Genomic DNA, 15,844 nt, shown 5'->3' on the forward strand with positions numbered 1-15,844 from the left:
GCGTCAGAGCGCCGTCTTGCCCGACCCATTCTTACGATGACGACGGCGCAGCAAGGCGCTGTCCGCTTGCCGCCGCCGAGGCGCCGCGCCCCGCCGCCGACTGGCGGCCATGACCGGTTCCATGACATGAAGGTTACAGGCCGGTCGCGGCTGGTCAATAGTTTTGGTATTACTTTGATCGCATAAAGGTATAGCCAGGCGGAATGGCGGGTTGCCGAGCGACTGAAGCGTTAAGCTGGATAGCCCCAAGTTATGGGTAGCAGGTGCGTTGCTATAGCCCGGGGCGGCATTCCTGCGATAGGTTTCATGAGCTTCGCGCTCGGTATTTCAGACGAATAAGGGAAAGGGAGGCTGTATTGATTCAGCGTCGTGCATTTTTGTTGGCCACCGCAGCCGCTCTCACTGTGCCAGTTGTTTCTGCTTGGGGAGAACCGCTGGTAAAGGGCCGGTCTACCCGTGTGCGATTGACCGGAGCGCGCGCGCCCATCGACATTGTCGAGGATGAACTGGGCGTTCCCCATGTACGCGCCGGCTCGCTGCACGATGCTTATTTCGGTCAGGGTTATCTCGTCGCGCGCGATCGGCTTTTCCAGATCGATATCGATCATCGGCGTGACATGGGACGCATGGCCGAAGCCTTTGGCAAAGCCTTCGTCGCTGCGGACAAGGCGGCGCGCCTGTTTCACTATCGCGGTGACATCGACGCCGAACTCGCCGATTTGTCGCCGGGCGTGCTGGAATGCGCTGAAGGCTATGTCGCCGGCGTCAACGCGCGCATCGCGGAACTGGAGGCCGACCCGGCGCAGATGCCGTTGGAATATGGCATATTGGGCATCAGCCCGATGCGGTGGGATGTGCGCGACCTGGTCCGCGCCCGTGGCATCGGCATGGGCGATGCCGATGATGAGGTGCGCCGCGCCCAGATGCAGGCGCAGGGCGTGCTGGACGCGGATCAGTTGATGGCGCCGCTGCGGCCCGCCTGGTCCTACACGGTGCCCGAGGGGCTCGACTGCGCGGCGGTGAGCGAAGCGGACCTAGGCATATTGCTGCCGTCGGCGCGGCCGGTGCCGTTCGACGCCATTCAGGAAGCCGCTCTCGATCCGGCCGAACGCCGGGCCGATCGCTTCGCGCAGGGCAGCAATGCCTGGACCATCGCGCCGTCGCGCAGCGCCACCGGCAGGCCGATCCTGGCCAATGACCCGCATCTGGGCATTGGCGGGTTCAGCCCGCGGCATATGGTGCATCTGACCGCGCCGGGCCTTGACGTTATCGGCGGCGGCGCGCCTGGCCTACCCGGCATCATGCAGGGGCATACGGACCGTTTTGCCTTCGGCCGCACCAATTTCCATATCGACCAAACCGACCTGTTCATCCTGCGCACCGCCAAGGAAGACCCCAATCTCTATTGGCACAAGGGCGAATGGAAGCGGTTCGAGACCTTTGAGGACGAGATCAGCGTCAAGGATGCTCCGCCGCAGCGAGTCACGCAGCGTTATGCCCAGGGCCGGCCGATTGTCGCGCAGGATCCCGAACGCCAGCGCGCCAGTGCCTTTGCGACCGTGTCGATGCTGCCCGGCGGCAATATGCGCTTTGCCATCATCGCTATCAATCTGGCGAAGGACTGGACCAGCCTGCGCCGGGCGTTTCGCATCCATACCTCGCCCACCAATTTCCATTATGCCGATATTGATGGGAATACCGGGTGGCAGACCATCGGCTATACGCCGATCCGGCCCAAGCATGATGGCCTGTTCCCAGCGCCCGGCGACGGCGATTATGACTGGACAGGCATCCTGCCGGTGGAGGAGATGCCCCATGTTCACAATCCGAAGGAAGGATGGTTCGCTTCGGCCAACCAGATGAACATCCCGACCGATTATCCCTATGACAAGAAGATCATCAGCTTCAACTGGAGCGATCCGTTTCGGTATGACCGCATTTCCGAAGTGCTGAACGCGCAGCCGCGCCACAGCGTCGCCGACAGCGTCGCGCTGCAACATGATGTTCAGTCGCTGCCGGCCCGGTCACTGATCGCGCTGATCCCGACCAAGCTGTCCCCCGATGCCGCAAAGGCCGCCGGGCTGTTGCGCCGGTGGGATTGCGGGATCGAGGCGGATAGCGCAGCGGCGCTGCTGTATGAAATGGTGATGCCGCAATTGTTGAGCGATTTCCGTGACGCGGTGGTGCCAGCGGCCGCCAAAGCCTTCATTCCCTCGGTCAACCTGTTCGAAATGCTGACCCTGTTGGCCAAGCCGGACAAAAGGCTGGGCACCGACCCTGCTGCGGCGCGCGATGCCCTGATCGACGGGGCGTTGGCGGCCGGGTGGAAGAAGGCACAGGCACAGGCGGGGGGCGACCCGGCAGCGTGGCGCTGGGGCGACCTGCACCGGGTCAAGATCACGCATCCGCTGGCGTCGTCGCTGCCGGCGATCGCGGCGGCGTTTCCCCCAATCGAGGGCGGGCGTTCGGGCGGCGACAGCTACACGCCCATGGCGCGCGGATTCAATGCCAAACGGGGTTATCATGTGTCGCACGGCGCCAGCTACCTGCTGGTCGCAGACGTAGGAGCCTGGGACAATAGCCGCTTCCTCCTTCTCCCCGGCCAGTCTGCCGATCCCCGCTCGCCGCGCTACCGCGATTTCTATCCGCGCTGGTTGGCGGGACAGATGCAACCGCTCTGGTTCAGCCGGGAGGCGGTGGAGCGCCATGCCGTGGCGCGCACGCTGGTGACGCCCGGCTGATCGTTACATCGCGTCGGCAAGAGCGACGAGCGCCCGGTCCACCGCGGCGCTCGCCTGCGCATCGGTGCCGTCGGGCATGTCGTTGGCGAGGGCGGAGAAGACCAGGGTACGGCCGCTCCTGGTGATGAGATAGCCCGACAGGGCGCGCGATGCGTTGAGCGAGCCGGTCTTGGCGAAAAGCTTGCCCTCGAGCACGGTGCCCTTGAAACGGTTCCGCAAAGTGCCGTCCTGCCCTGCAATTGGTAGCGTGTCCCGCCATGCGGCGCCCCAGGGCTGTCGCGCGATCCAGGCCAGCAGGGTGACGGCCGCCCGCGGGCTGACGCGATTATAGGAAGACATGCCCGATCCATCAGCGAAGCTGTAGCTGGCCTTGTTCACGCCCGCCTGGCCCATAAGCCGGTCGAGCGCCGCCTGCCCATCGGCGATGGAGCCGCTGCCCTGCGCCCGCGCGACGCGGCGCAGCATCAGGTCGGCATGGAGATTCTGGCTCTGTTTGTTAATGATGCGCATGTCATCGGCCAGCGGGAGTGCTGGCAATTGCGCGAGCAACGATGCTGCGGGCGGGCGGGCGGCAGGCGCGCCGCCCCGGATTGCGGGATCGTCGGCGGGGCTGAGCGACCGATGGCGGGTGCGTATGTCGCCGGTGACGATTACGCCCCGTGCGACCAGCAAGTCACGCAGCCGCCATGCCGCATAATGCGCGGGGTCGTCGACGCTGAAATGCAGTGTTTCGGGTGATGCATCGGCGCCGATGGTGCCTGTCAGCCGGACCAGCCGGCCATTGGGCGCGCGGTCCGCGACGATCGCCTCGCCCTTACCCGGCACCGTGACGATGCGGTTGTCGATGGTGTAATAGCCCGAGGCCTGCACCGCCGGCGGCGCGCCTATCGTGCCGGGGGCGATCGTTGCCGTCAGGTGATTATCGTCCAGTGTCAGCGCGGAAATGCCGGTGCCGTAGCGGGACTGGATATTGTTCCAGCTCATGCCCGGCCCCCACCGTTCATCCGGATACCAGCTGTCATCACCAACCACATCGCGCACGCGCCGGGTGCGGGCGGCAATGGCGTCGGCCAGCGTTGCAAGGCAATCGACCGTGCAATCGGGTGCGCTGGAAAGGCGCGCGTCGCCGCGTCCTTCCAATATGACGTTCCCCTGGTCGATACGCACGCCCGTGCCCTGCGCCGCCCGGTCGAGTGCCGGCAGGTCGGCATAAGCGGTGGCGGTGGTGAAGATCTTGGTGTTGGAGGCGGGAATGAAGCGTTCATCAGGCGCAATGGCGAGCACGGGCGCGCCATCGAGGGTTGCGACCAGCAGGCCGTATCGCGTTCCCTCGGGTCCCTGCTCCAGCTGCTGTTCGATCCCGGCCAGCAGGGGTGGTGGCGCGTTCTGCGCGGCGGCGCCGGCGAGTGGCAGGACGAGGGCGACGAGGGGAAGAAGGATGCGCATGAACCCGATCCTAGACCGCAACCAGACCGGTTGAACAGACGCAGGCGCGGTCCAATCCATAACCTTCGGCAATGCCCTTGGCACCAGAAATCCATTCCCGAGTGAGTCGCCTCTTCCGGCACCGAAGTTCACAGCGTCGCTGGCCTTTTCCGGTACGAAGCGACCAGTTGGCGACAGGAACGCGACCACGAAGCGACCACGAAGCGACACGGGGCAGGGGAGACCGTGGGAAGAGCTTATGGGTGCGAAGAGAGCGGCAGTGGGGTCCATTTCACAGGGTAAATCAGACAAAATCCAACTTTGACAGGGGAATAGGCGGGTCGGCATTGCGTGAACGGCCGACACTGTAATTTTTCGCAGGAGGTATAGGATCGTGGAGGTAGGACAATTTAGCGTAAGGTATTGCCTTCCCAGAAAGCAAGGCCATGGCAGCGGTGGCATCCATCAAATTCGATGATGCCCTGAAAGGGCGTGCCCGGCAGTTGGCGGAAGTCCGTCGACGCAGTTCGCACTGGATCATGCGGGAAGCCATCGCGCAATATGTCGAGCGCGAGGCCTTGTGACAGGATGCCATCCGCGCCTGGGAAGAGTATCGTCGGACCGGCCTGCATCTGTCTCATGAGGAAGCCGATGCTTGGTTGGCGAAGCTGGAAGCCGGCAAGGATGTCGGGCCGCCAGCGTGCCACGGCTGATCGATTTTGGCAATAGCAGTTATGTCGCCCTATATCGCGTCGATGGGGAGACGGTCGCGATATTGGCTGTTCGCCATCAGAAGAAAGCCGGTTACGGCCAGACGTCCTAGCCGGTAAGAGCGGTCAGTCAGGCAGGCCTGCGCCATCATTCCTGATCCCACGCCCTGATCAGCGCATCTCCCACGGCGGGGCGCAGGGTGAAGATACCGCTATCGGCGTGGCGAGAGGGGTGGACGCGGTTGGTCAGGAGGGTCCAGGCGAGGCCGCGATCGAAGTCGATCCACAAGCCGGTGCCCGTGAAGCCGGTATGGCCGATCGTCTCCGCAGAGCAGGCGTCGCCGCCCGACCAGCCGGGAAAAGCGCGTTCCCAGCCGCAGGTGCGGTGTCCTTCCTGTGCGGTGCGAACCTGCGCCATCATCTTGGGCGACAGGATCGACCCGTCGAGCATGGCGCGCGCGAAGGCCAGCACGCCATCGACCGTGCCGAACAATCCGGCATGACCGGGCGCCCCGCCCAGCGCGTAAGCGTTTTCGTCATGGACTTCGCCCTTCAGCACCCGGCCGCGCCAGCTGCACGCTTCGGTGGCAACGGCGGGGCCGGGCGGCGGGCCGAAGGAGAGGCCTTCGCCCAGCGGCGAGTCCGACAGCGGCGCGCCGGTGATGCGTTCGATCGCGATGCCGAGCAGGATGAAGTTGATGTCGGAGTACACGGCCGGTCCATGGCGCCATTCGCGTTGGAGCACGAAAGCGCGCAGGCGGGCGGGATCGTCGCCATAAGTATAGATCGGCTCGACAGCCGGCAGGAAAGTGCGATGGGCGAGGCAGTCGCGAAAGGTCAGGCGGCGCTCCGCCGCATGGGCGACATCATATTGGCGCAGGTCGGGAATGGCGTCGGTGAGGGGGCGGTCCAGATCAAGCCGGCCCTGCTCGGCCAATGTGAGGATCATCGTCGTGGTCGCGATCACCTTCGACACCGAGGCGAGGTCGAACCAATGGTCGCGGGTCAGGGCTTCGTGATCCGGCACGATCGCGGCCGATCCGGTGATCCGCACGGCGCTGCGCCCGTCGGCGGTGACGAGGCCAAGCGCCGCGCCGGGGATGCGGCCGTCCGCCACGGCCTGAGCGGCGGGCGCGAAGGCGGCGTCACAATATTGTTCGATCATTGTCATGGGCCTCAGGCAGTGCGCGCGCGCGCCCGCATTACGAAGGGCAGGAAGAAGATGGCGGCAAAGCTGAGCGCGCCCGACAGGATGAAGAAGCCGTCATAGCCGATCTGTTTCTGGATCGCGCCCGCCGCGCCGCCAATGAGGCGGGGCAGCAGGAAGGCGAAGCCTGACAGGAAGGCATATTGCGTGCCCGGATAGCGCGGGCTGACCAGCATGGACAGATAGACGACGAACACCGCCCCCTCCAGGCCATGGCCGAACTGATCGACGCCAGCCGCGACATAGAGGACGAAGGCCGAGGGTTCGGCATACCAGAGCCAGACGAACACCCAGTTACCAATCGCCGATGCACAGGCCCCGATGATGAGCGCGACGGTCATCGGCAGGCGCGCGGCGCACAAGCCGCCCACCGCCACGCCCGCCATCGAACAGGTCAGCGCGACGAGCCCATCGGCCATGCTGATCTGTTCCAGACTGTAGCCCGCAGCATTCCAGAGCGGGTGCGACAGGGTGAGGGTCAGCACGTCGCCCATGCGATAGAAGGAAACGAAGGCGAGAACCGGCAGCACCGCATAGCCATAACGCCAGAAAATTTCGACATAAGGCGCAATGAAGCCAGGCATTTTCGCCGGCGCGTCGGCGGGCAGGCGGCGGATGCGCGGCAGGGCGATGGCGAGCGCGACAAAGGGAAGCAGCGCCACCGCCAGAACGATGGGCGTGACATTGGTTTCTGCCGAAAAGCCCGCGCCCTGGACCGCAGACAGCACGCCCCATCCTATGACCGCCGTGGCGATGCCGGTGCCGGTGAGTATCAGGAGCGCGAACAGCGTACCGCCGATGAGTGCGCCGGCGCGGCCGCGCGCGCCATCCTCTTCCGGGCGCATCGCCGCGAGAATGGGGAAGGGAAGAAAGGCAGCGGCAGCGATGACGAGATAGGCCCAGGTCCAGTCCGCCCAGGCGGCGACCAGCACCGCACCGCTGCCCGCCGCGACCATGGCGCTGCGATAGCCCCACAGGTTCGCCGCGACGATCGGTCCCTGCTGCGCCTGCGTCGGCGCAAGCTCGATGCGCCAGCCATCGGCGGCGACCTCCAGCGTGGTGGTCCAGAAAGCGAGCAGGATGGCGAAGAGAGCGGTGAGTGGCAGGCTCTGGTCGCTGGAGGTGAAGGCCATGGCGACCATCGAAAGAAAAATGCCGAGCTGCGACAGCATGATCCAGCCGCGCCGCCGGCCCCAGAAGCGGGAGAAGCCTGGGACGCTGTAGCGATCAAGCAGCGGCGCCCAGACGAATTTGAAGGTCGGCAGCAGCGCGATCCACGCGAAGAAGCCGATGATGACGATGTCGATGCCATGGCGGGCAAGCCGCAGCGTCAGCACCGCGTTAAACATATAGAAGGGGAGGCCCGCGGAAAAACCGAGCAGCAGATACAGGGCGAGCGTGCGCATCGGGGGCCGTGGGCCATCGTGCGATGATGCTGGCGCGGGTGCGGACTGGGCCGTGGCGGGCGCGCTCATCCGTCGATCTCCTTGAGTTCAGTCACGAAGTCATAGCGGTCGCCGCGATAGACGGAGCGGGTGAATTCCACCACGCGGCCGCCGGGAATGCGGGTCAGCCGCTCGATCCGCAGGACTTCGCTATTCTGGCGGACGCTGAGCAAGCCCGCTTCGGTCGGGGTAGCGAGCGAGGCGCGCACCCGCTGCGTGCCCGATGTCGGGCGAAAGCCGCTGCGGCCCATGGCTTCGTAGAGAGAGTCGCCGATGGTCGACAGGTCGGGCAGGCAATCGGCGGGCACGACGGCATGTTCGATTGCGAGCGGTTCGCCACCAGACAGGCGCACGCGGCCTAGGCGGGCGACGCGGGCCGACAGGGAAAGGGCGAGCGCGGCGGCTTCCTCCTCGGTCGGCTGGGCGTAATTTTTCATCATCCAGATGACTCCGGGATCCTCGCCGCGCGACCGGGCGTCATGGGTGAAGCTGGAGAGGACGGAGGCGGGCGCCTCGATCCGGCGGGCGACGAAGGTGCCCGAACCCTGTTTGCGGAACAGCACGCCTTCCTCGATCAGCTGCTCGATCGCCTTGCGCACGGTGACCCGCGAGATGCCTGCCATTTCGCTGAGGTCGCGTTCGGAGGGCAGGGCATTGCCCGGGCTGATGCCGCCGCTGTCGATATGGTCGCGCAGGTTGCGCGCCAGTTGCAGATAGAGGGGCGTTCCATCGTCGCTGCGCGCCACCAACTTGTCTCGCATCGCTTATGCCCCCCCTTGCGCCGCTCCGATCGCGTCGGCCAGATTGTCGCCATACGCCGCCAGCAGGCTTTCGGCGGCCTGGCGGTCTAGCCCCCTGGCAATCAGCACCGCCAGCTTGATGTCCTGTCCGGCCATGTCGAGCGCCTGCGCGGCGGTGGCCTGGTCGACCTGCGCGATGTCGCATATCATCGCTTCGCCACGCTTGCGCAGCTTCGCGTTGGATATGCGCATATTGACCATGCGGCCCCGATACACGAGGCCCATGCGCAGCATGATGGCAGTCGATAGGATGTTGAGCACCGCCTTTTGCGCCGTGCCCGCTTTCATGCGGGTCGATCCGGCGATGATTTCGGTCCCGGTTTCGGCGAGGATGCCATGGTCGGCGGCCTCCAGAAGCAGGGTGGCGCCATTGTTGGCGACGCCGACGGTGAGCGCGCCGGCTTCGCGCGCGGCGGCGATGGCGGCGCAGGTGAAGGGGGTTCGGCCGCTGGCGGCGACGCCGATCACGACATCATGCGGGCCGATATGCGAGGCTGCGACGGCGGCGCGGGCAGCGTCGGCGTCATCCTCCGCGCCTTCGGCCGCTTGCGTCAGCGCGTCGAGCCCGCCCGCCATGAGGAAGAGCAGGCGATCTTCCGGCCAGTTATAGGTAGGGTAGAGTTCCACGCCATCCTGCACCGCGACGCGGCCGGATGTGCCCGCGCCGACATAAACCAGCCGCCCCTGGCTGCCCAGGCGTGCGGCGGCTGCTTCGGCCGCCTGCGCGATGGCCATGGTTTGCGATCCTATGGCGGCGATGGCGGCCATCTGCCCTTCCAGCATTGCCTCTACAGCGAGCGCGGTCGGCCATTGGTCGATGTCGACATAGCGGGGATCGATGGCTTCGGTACTCATACATGCTCCTGAAAAAGGGCATCGATGCGGAGCGGCGGGACTACCACCTTGTATCCGTTCGTTCACTGGTATCATCATTTGGGCAGGACGATGCAACCAAATTAAATCCAATTGCCCTTGGGCGGTGATTTGGTATGGTTGCCCCATGACTGATCCTTCGGACTTATTCGCAACGATCATGGCGCGCGAGACGGCCCAGGCGCCCGAACGCTGCACGCAGCAACTGGCGCGCAATGCCGACCTGATGCGGGAGGCGGGCGCAAGATTGCGCGCGCTGGCCCCGCCCTTTGCTGCAACGCTGGCACGCGGCAGCTCGGACCATGCCGCCGCCTTCGCCAAGGTGCTGCTGGAAACGCGCGCGGGCGTGCCGACGCTCAGCCATGCGCCGTCGATCGGGTCGCTCTATGGCGTGACGTCCGCGCATTTCCGGAACGTACCGCTGATCGCGATTTCGCAGTCGGGCCGCAGCCCGGACCTGATCGCGGCCGCGCAGGATGCCAAACGCCAGGGCACGTTGCTGATCGCGATCGTCAATGACGCTGAATCACCGCTCGCCCACCTGGCCGATATCTGCATTCCGATCCATACCGGGCCGGAAACCAGCGTGGCTGCGACCAAAAGCTTCATCGCGACGCTGGTGGCGCTCACGCATCTGGTGGCGGAATGGAGCGGAGACAACGGGTTGTGCGATGCGCTGCCGGCCATCGGCCCGACCTTGCAGGGCGCCCTGGCGGCGGACTGGAGGGGTGCTGTGCCGTTGCTGAAGGATGCGCGCGCCATGCTGGTGCTGGGGCGCGGGCTGACTTTGCCGATCGCGGGGGAAGCGGCACTGAAACTCAAGGAAACGTCGCGCGTGCATGCCGAAGCCTTCAGCATCGCGGAAGTGGCGCATGGCCCGATGACCTTGATTGGCGAGGGCGACCCGGTGCTGGCGTTCGGACCGATGGATGTGGCGCGCGAAGGAATGCGCGAGCGGCTGGCGGATTTCCGCGCGCGCGGGGCGCATGTCATCGCGGCTGGGCTGGATGAGGATATTGTCGATGCAACGCTGGCGCTGCCAGGCGTGGCGGCGGTTGATCCCGTGCTCGCGGCCATAGCGCAGGTGCAAAGCTTCTATGGTCTCGCCAATGCGCTGGCGCTGGCGCGGGGGCTCGATCCCGACCAGCCGCCGCATCTGGCCAAGGTCACGCGGACGCTATGAACCTGACGGCCCTGGTCGGCGCGGCGATCGTGCAGCCGCATGTCATCGCGCAGGATCATGCCTTGCTGATGGAGGGCGCGCATATTGTCGATGTGGTGCCCAAGAATAGGCTGCCGTCCGGTTGCGCGCACATCATGCTGGAAGGCGGCTGGTTGCTGCCCGGTTTTATTGACACGCAGGTCAATGGCGGTGGCGACGTGCTGCTCAACGATCGTCCCGATGTCGAGGGCATGCGCGCGATCGCGCAGGCGCATCGCCGCTTCGGCACCACCGGGATGACGCCGACGCTGATCAGTGATGTGGCGGATAAGGTCGACGCGGCGATTGCGGCTGGCGAGGCGGCGATGGCGCAGTCGGTGCCGGGCATTTTGGGCGTGCATGTCGAAGGGCCGCATTTGAACCCCGGCAAGAAGGGCATTCATGACGCGGCCAAGTTCGCGCCGATTGATTCCGCCGCGCTGGCGCGATTGACACAACCGACGCGCGGACGGCGCATTGTGACGCTGGCGCCCGAACTGGCGCCGCCCGGCGCGATCCGGGCGCTCGCGCAGGCGGATGTGATCGTGGCTGCCGGCCACAGTCTAGCCGATTATGACCAGACGGTTATGGCTTTGAACGAGGGGCTGGCGGGCTTCACCCATTTGTTCAACGCAATGACGCAGATGGGCAGCCGGGAGCCGGGTATGGTTGCCGCCGCTTTGCTGGATCGGACCAGTCATTTCGGGCTGATCGTCGATGGTCTGCATGTGCATCCGGCCGCGCTGCGCGTGGCGCTGGCGGCGCGGGGGATCGACGGCGCGATGCTGGTCACCGACGCGATGCCGCCCGTTGGTGGCAGCAATGCGCGCTTTTCCCTGATGGGCCAGGATATTCACGTGGTCGACGGCACATGCCGCGGCCTAGATGGCACGCTGGCCGGGTCTGCGCTCAACATGGCGCAGGCCTTTCGCAATGCGATGGACATGCTCGGCTGCTCCATGATGGACGCGTCACGCATGGCAAGCGGCAACCCCGCAAAATTCCTGCGGCTGGAGCAGGAAACCGGCGCGATCCTGCCCGGCTTGCGCGCTGATCTGGTCCATCTGGACGTGCAGCGACGGGTGCGGCGAAGCTGGATTGCCGGCGATATCAGCGAGCAAGGCGAGTGAGCGACCTGCTGTCCCGGTTGCGCGCCATCGTCGGGTATCGGCATGTGTTGACCGGCGCGCGCAAGACGGCGCGCTATCGGGCGGGATACCGAACCGGATCGGGCGCGGCGCTGGCGGTGGTGCGACCGGGCAATCTGTTGGAACAATGGCGCGTCGTACAGGCCTGCGTCGCGGCGGACATATCGATCGTCATGCAAGCGGCCAATACCGGGCTCACCGGCGGATCGACCCCGGATGGAGACGATTATCCGGGCGGCTGCGTCATCATCAGCACGACGCGGATTTCGACGCTGCACCTGATCGACGGCGGCCGGCAGGCCATCTGCCTGCCCGGCACGACGCTGCATGCGCTGGAACAGGCGCTGGCACCCCTGGGCCGCGAGCCGCATTCGGTGATCGGATCATCCTGTTTCGGTGCGTCGGTGGTCGGCGGTATCTGCAATAACAGCGGCGGTTCGCTGGTGCAGCGTGGCCCCGCCTTCACGCAGCTCAGCCTCTATGCGATCGTACGGCCCGATGGCGCGCTCGATCTCGTCAATCATCTGGGCGTGGCGCTGGGCGATGACCCCGAAACGGTGCTGCGGCGTCTGGATGCGGGTGACTTCGACGCCTCCGATGTCGAGGATGCCAAGGATCGCTGGGCGCATGATCATGCCTATGCCGCCCATGTGCGCGATATCGACAGTGCGGAGCCTGCTCGTTTCAACGCCGATTCGCGACGGCTGTTCGAGGCGTCGGGCAGTGCAGGCAAGGCGATCGTCTTCGCCGTGCGGGTCGACAGCTTTCCCAAGGAGGAAGGCGCGGTCACTTTCTATGTCGGCACCAATGATCCGGCCCGCCTGACGCGGCTGCGCCGCACGATATTGCGCGATTTTTCCGCCCTGCCCATCGCTGGCGAATATATGCATCGCGATGCGTTCGATATTGCCGACCGCTATGGCAAGGATATGTTCGTCGCGATCGAACGCATGGGCACCGCCCGCCTGCCCAGATTATTTGCTGCCAAATCGTGGGTCGACAATTTGCCTTGCATCAGGCCGGGCTGGAGCGATCGGATGATGCAGCGGTTCGGCCGCTTGCTCCCTGACCATTTGCCGCCGGAGATGCGGCGCTTTCGCGATCGGTTCGCCCACCATCTGCTGCTGAAAATGCCCGCGCGCGCCGCGGCCGAAGCGCGCGAGCTGCTGGCGGCCGATTTCGACGGAGGTGAGGCCGATCATTTCGAATGTACGCCCGCGCTGGCGGCCAAGGCCTTTCTGCACCGCTTCGTCGCGGCGGGGGCGGCCGTTCGTTATCGCGCGGTGCATCGACAGGCGGTGGCGGATATCGTGGCGCTGGACATTGCGTTGCCGCGCAATGCGACCGCGTGGCAGGAAATATTGCCGGCGGACCTGGCCGCGCAATCCATCCACAGCCTCTATTATGGCCACTTTTTCTGCCATGTCTTTCACCAGGACTATATCGTGCGGCGCGGCGTCGATCCGCTGGCGTTCGAGCATCGTATCTGGGCGTTGCTGGATGAACGAGGCGCGGAATATCCGGCCGAACATAATGTCGGGCATCTGTATCGCGCAAAGCCGACGCTGGAGCGCTTCTACCGCAGTCTCGATCCGCGCAATCAGTGCAATCCGGGCCTTGGCCAGACCACGCGACAGCGCTACTGGGGCGGGCAGCAGAAGGGGGCGGCGCGTCCATGACCTATTATCTGGGGATCGACGCTGGCGGTAGCCATTGCCGCGCGCGCCTGGTGCGCAGCGATGGCGCGGTCATCGGCACCGGGCAGGGCGGGACCGCCAATGCGCGGATCGGCCTTGACGCGCTGTACGATACACTGCGCGCTGTGTGCGACCAGGCGGTGACGCAAGGCGGGCTTGGCGCCGATGAGATTGCGACGATCCGTGCGGGCATGGGAATTGCGGGCATATCGCGGCCCGGCGTGCGCGATGCGCTGGACGGCTTTGCCTTTCCCTTTGCGTCGGTGGCCTATGAAACCGATGCGTTCATCGCCAATCTGGGTGCGCATGGCGGCCGAGACGGGGCGATTTTGATCCTGGGGACCGGCAGCATCGCGCAGGTGCGTGCAAAGGGGCGGGATTTCACCATCGGGGGATATGGTTTTCCGATTTCGGACGAGGGCAGCGGCGCGGCCCTGGGATTGAGCGCGATGCGCCATGCGCTGCGCGCGCTCGACGGGCGAACGCAGGCGACGCCGCTCAGCCGCGCGGTGACGCAGCGGTTCGACCATGACACCGCGCGCGCCATTGCATGGATGGATCAGGCCAGTCCGAAGGACTATGGCAGTTTCGCGCCGCTGGTCATGGACCACGCCGAAGCCGACGACGCCATCGCCCGATCCATCGTCGAGGATGCTGTCCAGCATATCGAGCAGTTCATCGAGACGATCTTTGAACGCGGCGCGGAGCGGTGCGCTTTGTTGGGCGGGCTGGCGCCGCGCATGCAGCCATGGTTGCGGGCGCGAACGGTCGCCAGCCTCAGTCCGGCAGCAGGTGATGCGCTGGACGGCGCGCTGTTCCTGGCAGGGTATCAGGCCAGCAAAGGCTGACGCTTTCGCGCGCTATTCCGCGTCCGGCTGTCGTTCCGGAGCGGCATCGGCGAAGGCCGGCAGGGCAAGGCAGGCGCGTTCGATCTCCAGCAGCCGGGGCCAGCGCAACTGGGCGCCAAAGCGGCGGGCATTGACCAGTTGCGGCACAAGGAACAGGTCGGCCAGCGTGACCTGTGCCCCGAAGCAATAGGGACCGGGTTGGTCCGCGATCATGGCAGCGCAGGCGTCGAGTCCGTCCTCGATCACGGTGGCCGCCCATCGCGTGACGGCGGCCTGATCCAGGCCAGCGTCGCGCAGCCGGTCGAGGATCCGCAGATTCTGGATGGGATGAATGTCGCACGCGATGATCTGGGCAAAGGCGCGGACCCTGGCGCGCAGGATCGGCCCGGACGGCAGAAGCGGAGGGTCGGGCTGGCGCTCGTCCAGATAGTCGCAGATAGCGAGGCTCTGCGTCAGCACCGCGCCGTCGATTTCCAGCGCCGGGACCATTCCCTGCGGATTCAGCGCGCGATAAGCGGGATTCTTCTGCTCGCCCTTGCGCAGATGATGCGATTGCTGGCGATAGGGAAGCGCCTTCAGATTGAGGGCGATCCGCACGCGATAGCTCGCGGTCGATCGATAATAGCCGTGGAGAAGAATGTCACTCATGCGCGCTGCGGATCATGGCCGGGTCTCATATCTGGCGGGGTGGCCGGCAAATGTCGGCCACTCGCCTTTGTCGCAGCGCCAGAGGCGCAATTCAACCTGCCAGGATGTCAGCCGCGTGGCTTGAGCCAGCCATGCATGTCCATCCAGCGGGTGAAGGCGTCGAACCAGCCGGTGCTGGTCGTGCTCTTCTGATACATGCCAAAACCGTGGCCACCCTGTTCATAGAGATGGAATTCGACGGGCTTTCCCGCTTTTTTCCAGCTGTCGATGAGGCCAAAGCCGCCATTGGCGAAGAAGGGATCATCGGCGGCCAACGCGACGAACATTGGCGGGGCATTGGCGGGCACGGTGACGGGAGAAAGCGGACCGTAAATGTCGCCGATGAAGGCGGGCTTTGCGTCTTGCCCCTTGAGCGCGGTCGCGAGGGTCAGCATGGCGCCGGCCGAGAAGCCGACCATGCCGATGCGTTGCGGGTCAATATGCCACTCCGGCGCGCGGCTGCGGATGAGGACGAAGGCGGCGCGGGCGTCAGCAATTTGCGGCGCGATATCCTCCATCGCGCGTTCCGGGTCCATCCGGGGGCGGCGCGCGACGCCCGAGAACATCTCCGCCATGGAGCGTTCGAAGGCGGGCATGTCGGCGGGCGTCTGGTTCAGACGATATTTGAGGACGAAGGCCGCAACCCCCTTGGCCGCCAGCGCGCGCGCGACGTCCCAGCCCTCATTTTCCATCGACAGCGTGCGGAATCCGCCGCCTGGCGTCACCACGACCGCCGTGCCGTTGGCCTTGGCGGGATCCGGCAGGAAGGGCGTGAGGGTTGCTTCGGTCACATTGCGGGCAAACACGCTGCCATATTGGCTGTGCCAGCTTTCCTTGTTCTTGGCGCCGGGCAGTGGGCCGGTCTTGAGGGGAATGGCATCGGGCTGAGCGGGAATCGCGATCGGCGTCATCTTGTCGTCCTGCGCGCGAGCGAGCGGAACGGCGATGACGGGTTGAAGCGCCACGATCCCCAGCGCGATGGCCGGCAAGGCGGCGCGCCGAAGCGAATGCAGGGACAGGCTGGGAACCCAAGACATGGACGGCATAAGTCACTCTCCCACT

Annotated in this window: 13 protein-coding genes; 5 read left to right on the plus strand and 8 right to left on the minus strand. The window is 65.5% G+C overall.

The features are described from left to right. Nucleotides 1-458 precede the first annotated feature (458 nt). Nucleotides 459-2,741, plus strand: coding sequence for a penicillin acylase family protein (locus SKA58_RS16245; RefSeq protein WP_232209456.1), 2,283 nt, complete (start codon nt 459-461; stop codon nt 2,739-2,741). 3 nt (nt 2,742-2,744) lie between these two features. Here the strand turns inward: SKA58_RS16245 and dacB are convergent, their stop codons facing one another. The 6 genes from dacB to SKA58_RS16275 all read right to left on the minus strand — a co-directional run bounded on the left by dacB (nt 2,745) and on the right by SKA58_RS16275 (nt 9,183). Continuing rightward, entirely contained in the window at nt 2,745-4,187 is a 1,443-nt protein-coding gene (gene dacB, locus SKA58_RS16250) for a D-alanyl-D-alanine carboxypeptidase/D-alanyl-D-alanine endopeptidase (RefSeq protein ID WP_009823562.1), read from the minus strand. Nucleotides 4,188-4,576: 389 nt separating this feature from the next. Continuing rightward, on the minus strand, nt 4,577-4,873 hold the full coding sequence (locus SKA58_RS20580) for a hypothetical protein (protein ID WP_009823563.1): 297 nt from the start codon (nt 4,871-4,873) through the stop codon (nt 4,577-4,579). A gap of 151 nt (nt 4,874-5,024) precedes the next feature. Further along, nucleotides 5,025-6,047, minus strand: a complete 1,023-nt coding sequence (locus SKA58_RS16260; RefSeq protein ID WP_009823564.1) for a serine hydrolase domain-containing protein — start codon at nt 6,045-6,047, stop codon at nt 5,025-5,027. Between the two features lie 5 nt (nt 6,048-6,052). Then, on the minus strand, nt 6,053-7,558 hold the full coding sequence (locus SKA58_RS16265) for a permease (protein WP_156784249.1): 1,506 nt from the start codon (nt 7,556-7,558) through the stop codon (nt 6,053-6,055). After that, nucleotides 7,555-8,289: a GntR family transcriptional regulator gene (locus tag SKA58_RS16270; protein ID WP_009823566.1), complete on the minus strand. Its 735-nt coding sequence runs from the start codon at nt 8,287-8,289 to the stop codon at nt 7,555-7,557. The genes SKA58_RS16265 and SKA58_RS16270 overlap by 4 nt, the downstream gene beginning before the upstream one ends. A gap of 3 nt (nt 8,290-8,292) precedes the next feature. Next, nucleotides 8,293-9,183 (minus strand): N-acetylmuramic acid 6-phosphate etherase, encoded by an 891-nt coding sequence (locus tag SKA58_RS16275; protein ID WP_009823567.1) that lies wholly within the window; start codon nt 9,181-9,183, stop codon nt 8,293-8,295. A gap of 145 nt (nt 9,184-9,328) precedes the next feature. Between SKA58_RS16275 and SKA58_RS16280 the strand changes: the two genes are divergently transcribed. The 4 genes from SKA58_RS16280 to SKA58_RS16295 are packed head-to-tail and all read left to right on the plus strand — an operon-like array spanning nt 9,329 to nt 14,095. Continuing rightward, nucleotides 9,329-10,384, plus strand: a complete 1,056-nt coding sequence (locus SKA58_RS16280; RefSeq protein WP_009823568.1) for an SIS domain-containing protein — start codon at nt 9,329-9,331, stop codon at nt 10,382-10,384. After that, the gene (gene nagA / locus SKA58_RS16285) at nt 10,381-11,532 is read left to right on the plus strand and encodes an N-acetylglucosamine-6-phosphate deacetylase (RefSeq protein ID WP_009823569.1); all 1,152 of its coding nucleotides are present in this window, start codon (nt 10,381-10,383) and stop codon (nt 11,530-11,532) included. The genes SKA58_RS16280 and nagA overlap by 4 nt, the downstream gene beginning before the upstream one ends. Next, nucleotides 11,529-13,229 carry a D-lactate dehydrogenase gene (gene dld / locus SKA58_RS16290; RefSeq protein ID WP_009823570.1) on the plus strand — a complete coding sequence of 567 codons (1,701 nt, stop codon included), beginning with the start codon at nt 11,529-11,531 and terminating at the stop codon, nt 13,227-13,229. The genes nagA and dld overlap by 4 nt, the downstream gene beginning before the upstream one ends. Then, nucleotides 13,226-14,095, plus strand: coding sequence for a BadF/BadG/BcrA/BcrD ATPase family protein (locus SKA58_RS16295; RefSeq protein WP_009823571.1), 870 nt, complete (start codon nt 13,226-13,228; stop codon nt 14,093-14,095). The genes dld and SKA58_RS16295 overlap by 4 nt, the downstream gene beginning before the upstream one ends. A 12-nt stretch (nt 14,096-14,107) precedes the next feature. On the opposite strand, the gene maiA is transcribed toward SKA58_RS16295, so the two are convergent. Both maiA and SKA58_RS16305 read right to left on the minus strand, forming a co-directional pair. Continuing rightward, nucleotides 14,108-14,743, minus strand: a complete 636-nt coding sequence (maiA, locus tag SKA58_RS16300; protein WP_009823572.1) for a maleylacetoacetate isomerase — start codon at nt 14,741-14,743, stop codon at nt 14,108-14,110. 107 nt (nt 14,744-14,850) lie between these two features. After that, a complete protein-coding gene (locus SKA58_RS16305; protein ID WP_009823573.1) occupies nt 14,851-15,819 on the minus strand; it encodes an alpha/beta hydrolase in 969 nt (322 codons plus the stop codon). Nucleotides 15,820-15,844: the final 25 nt, after the last annotated feature.

Origin of the sequence: Sphingomonas sp. SKA58 (assembly GCF_000153545.1) — a bacterium.
Taxonomy (GTDB): Bacteria; Pseudomonadota; Alphaproteobacteria; order Sphingomonadales; family Sphingomonadaceae; genus Sphingobium; species Sphingobium soli.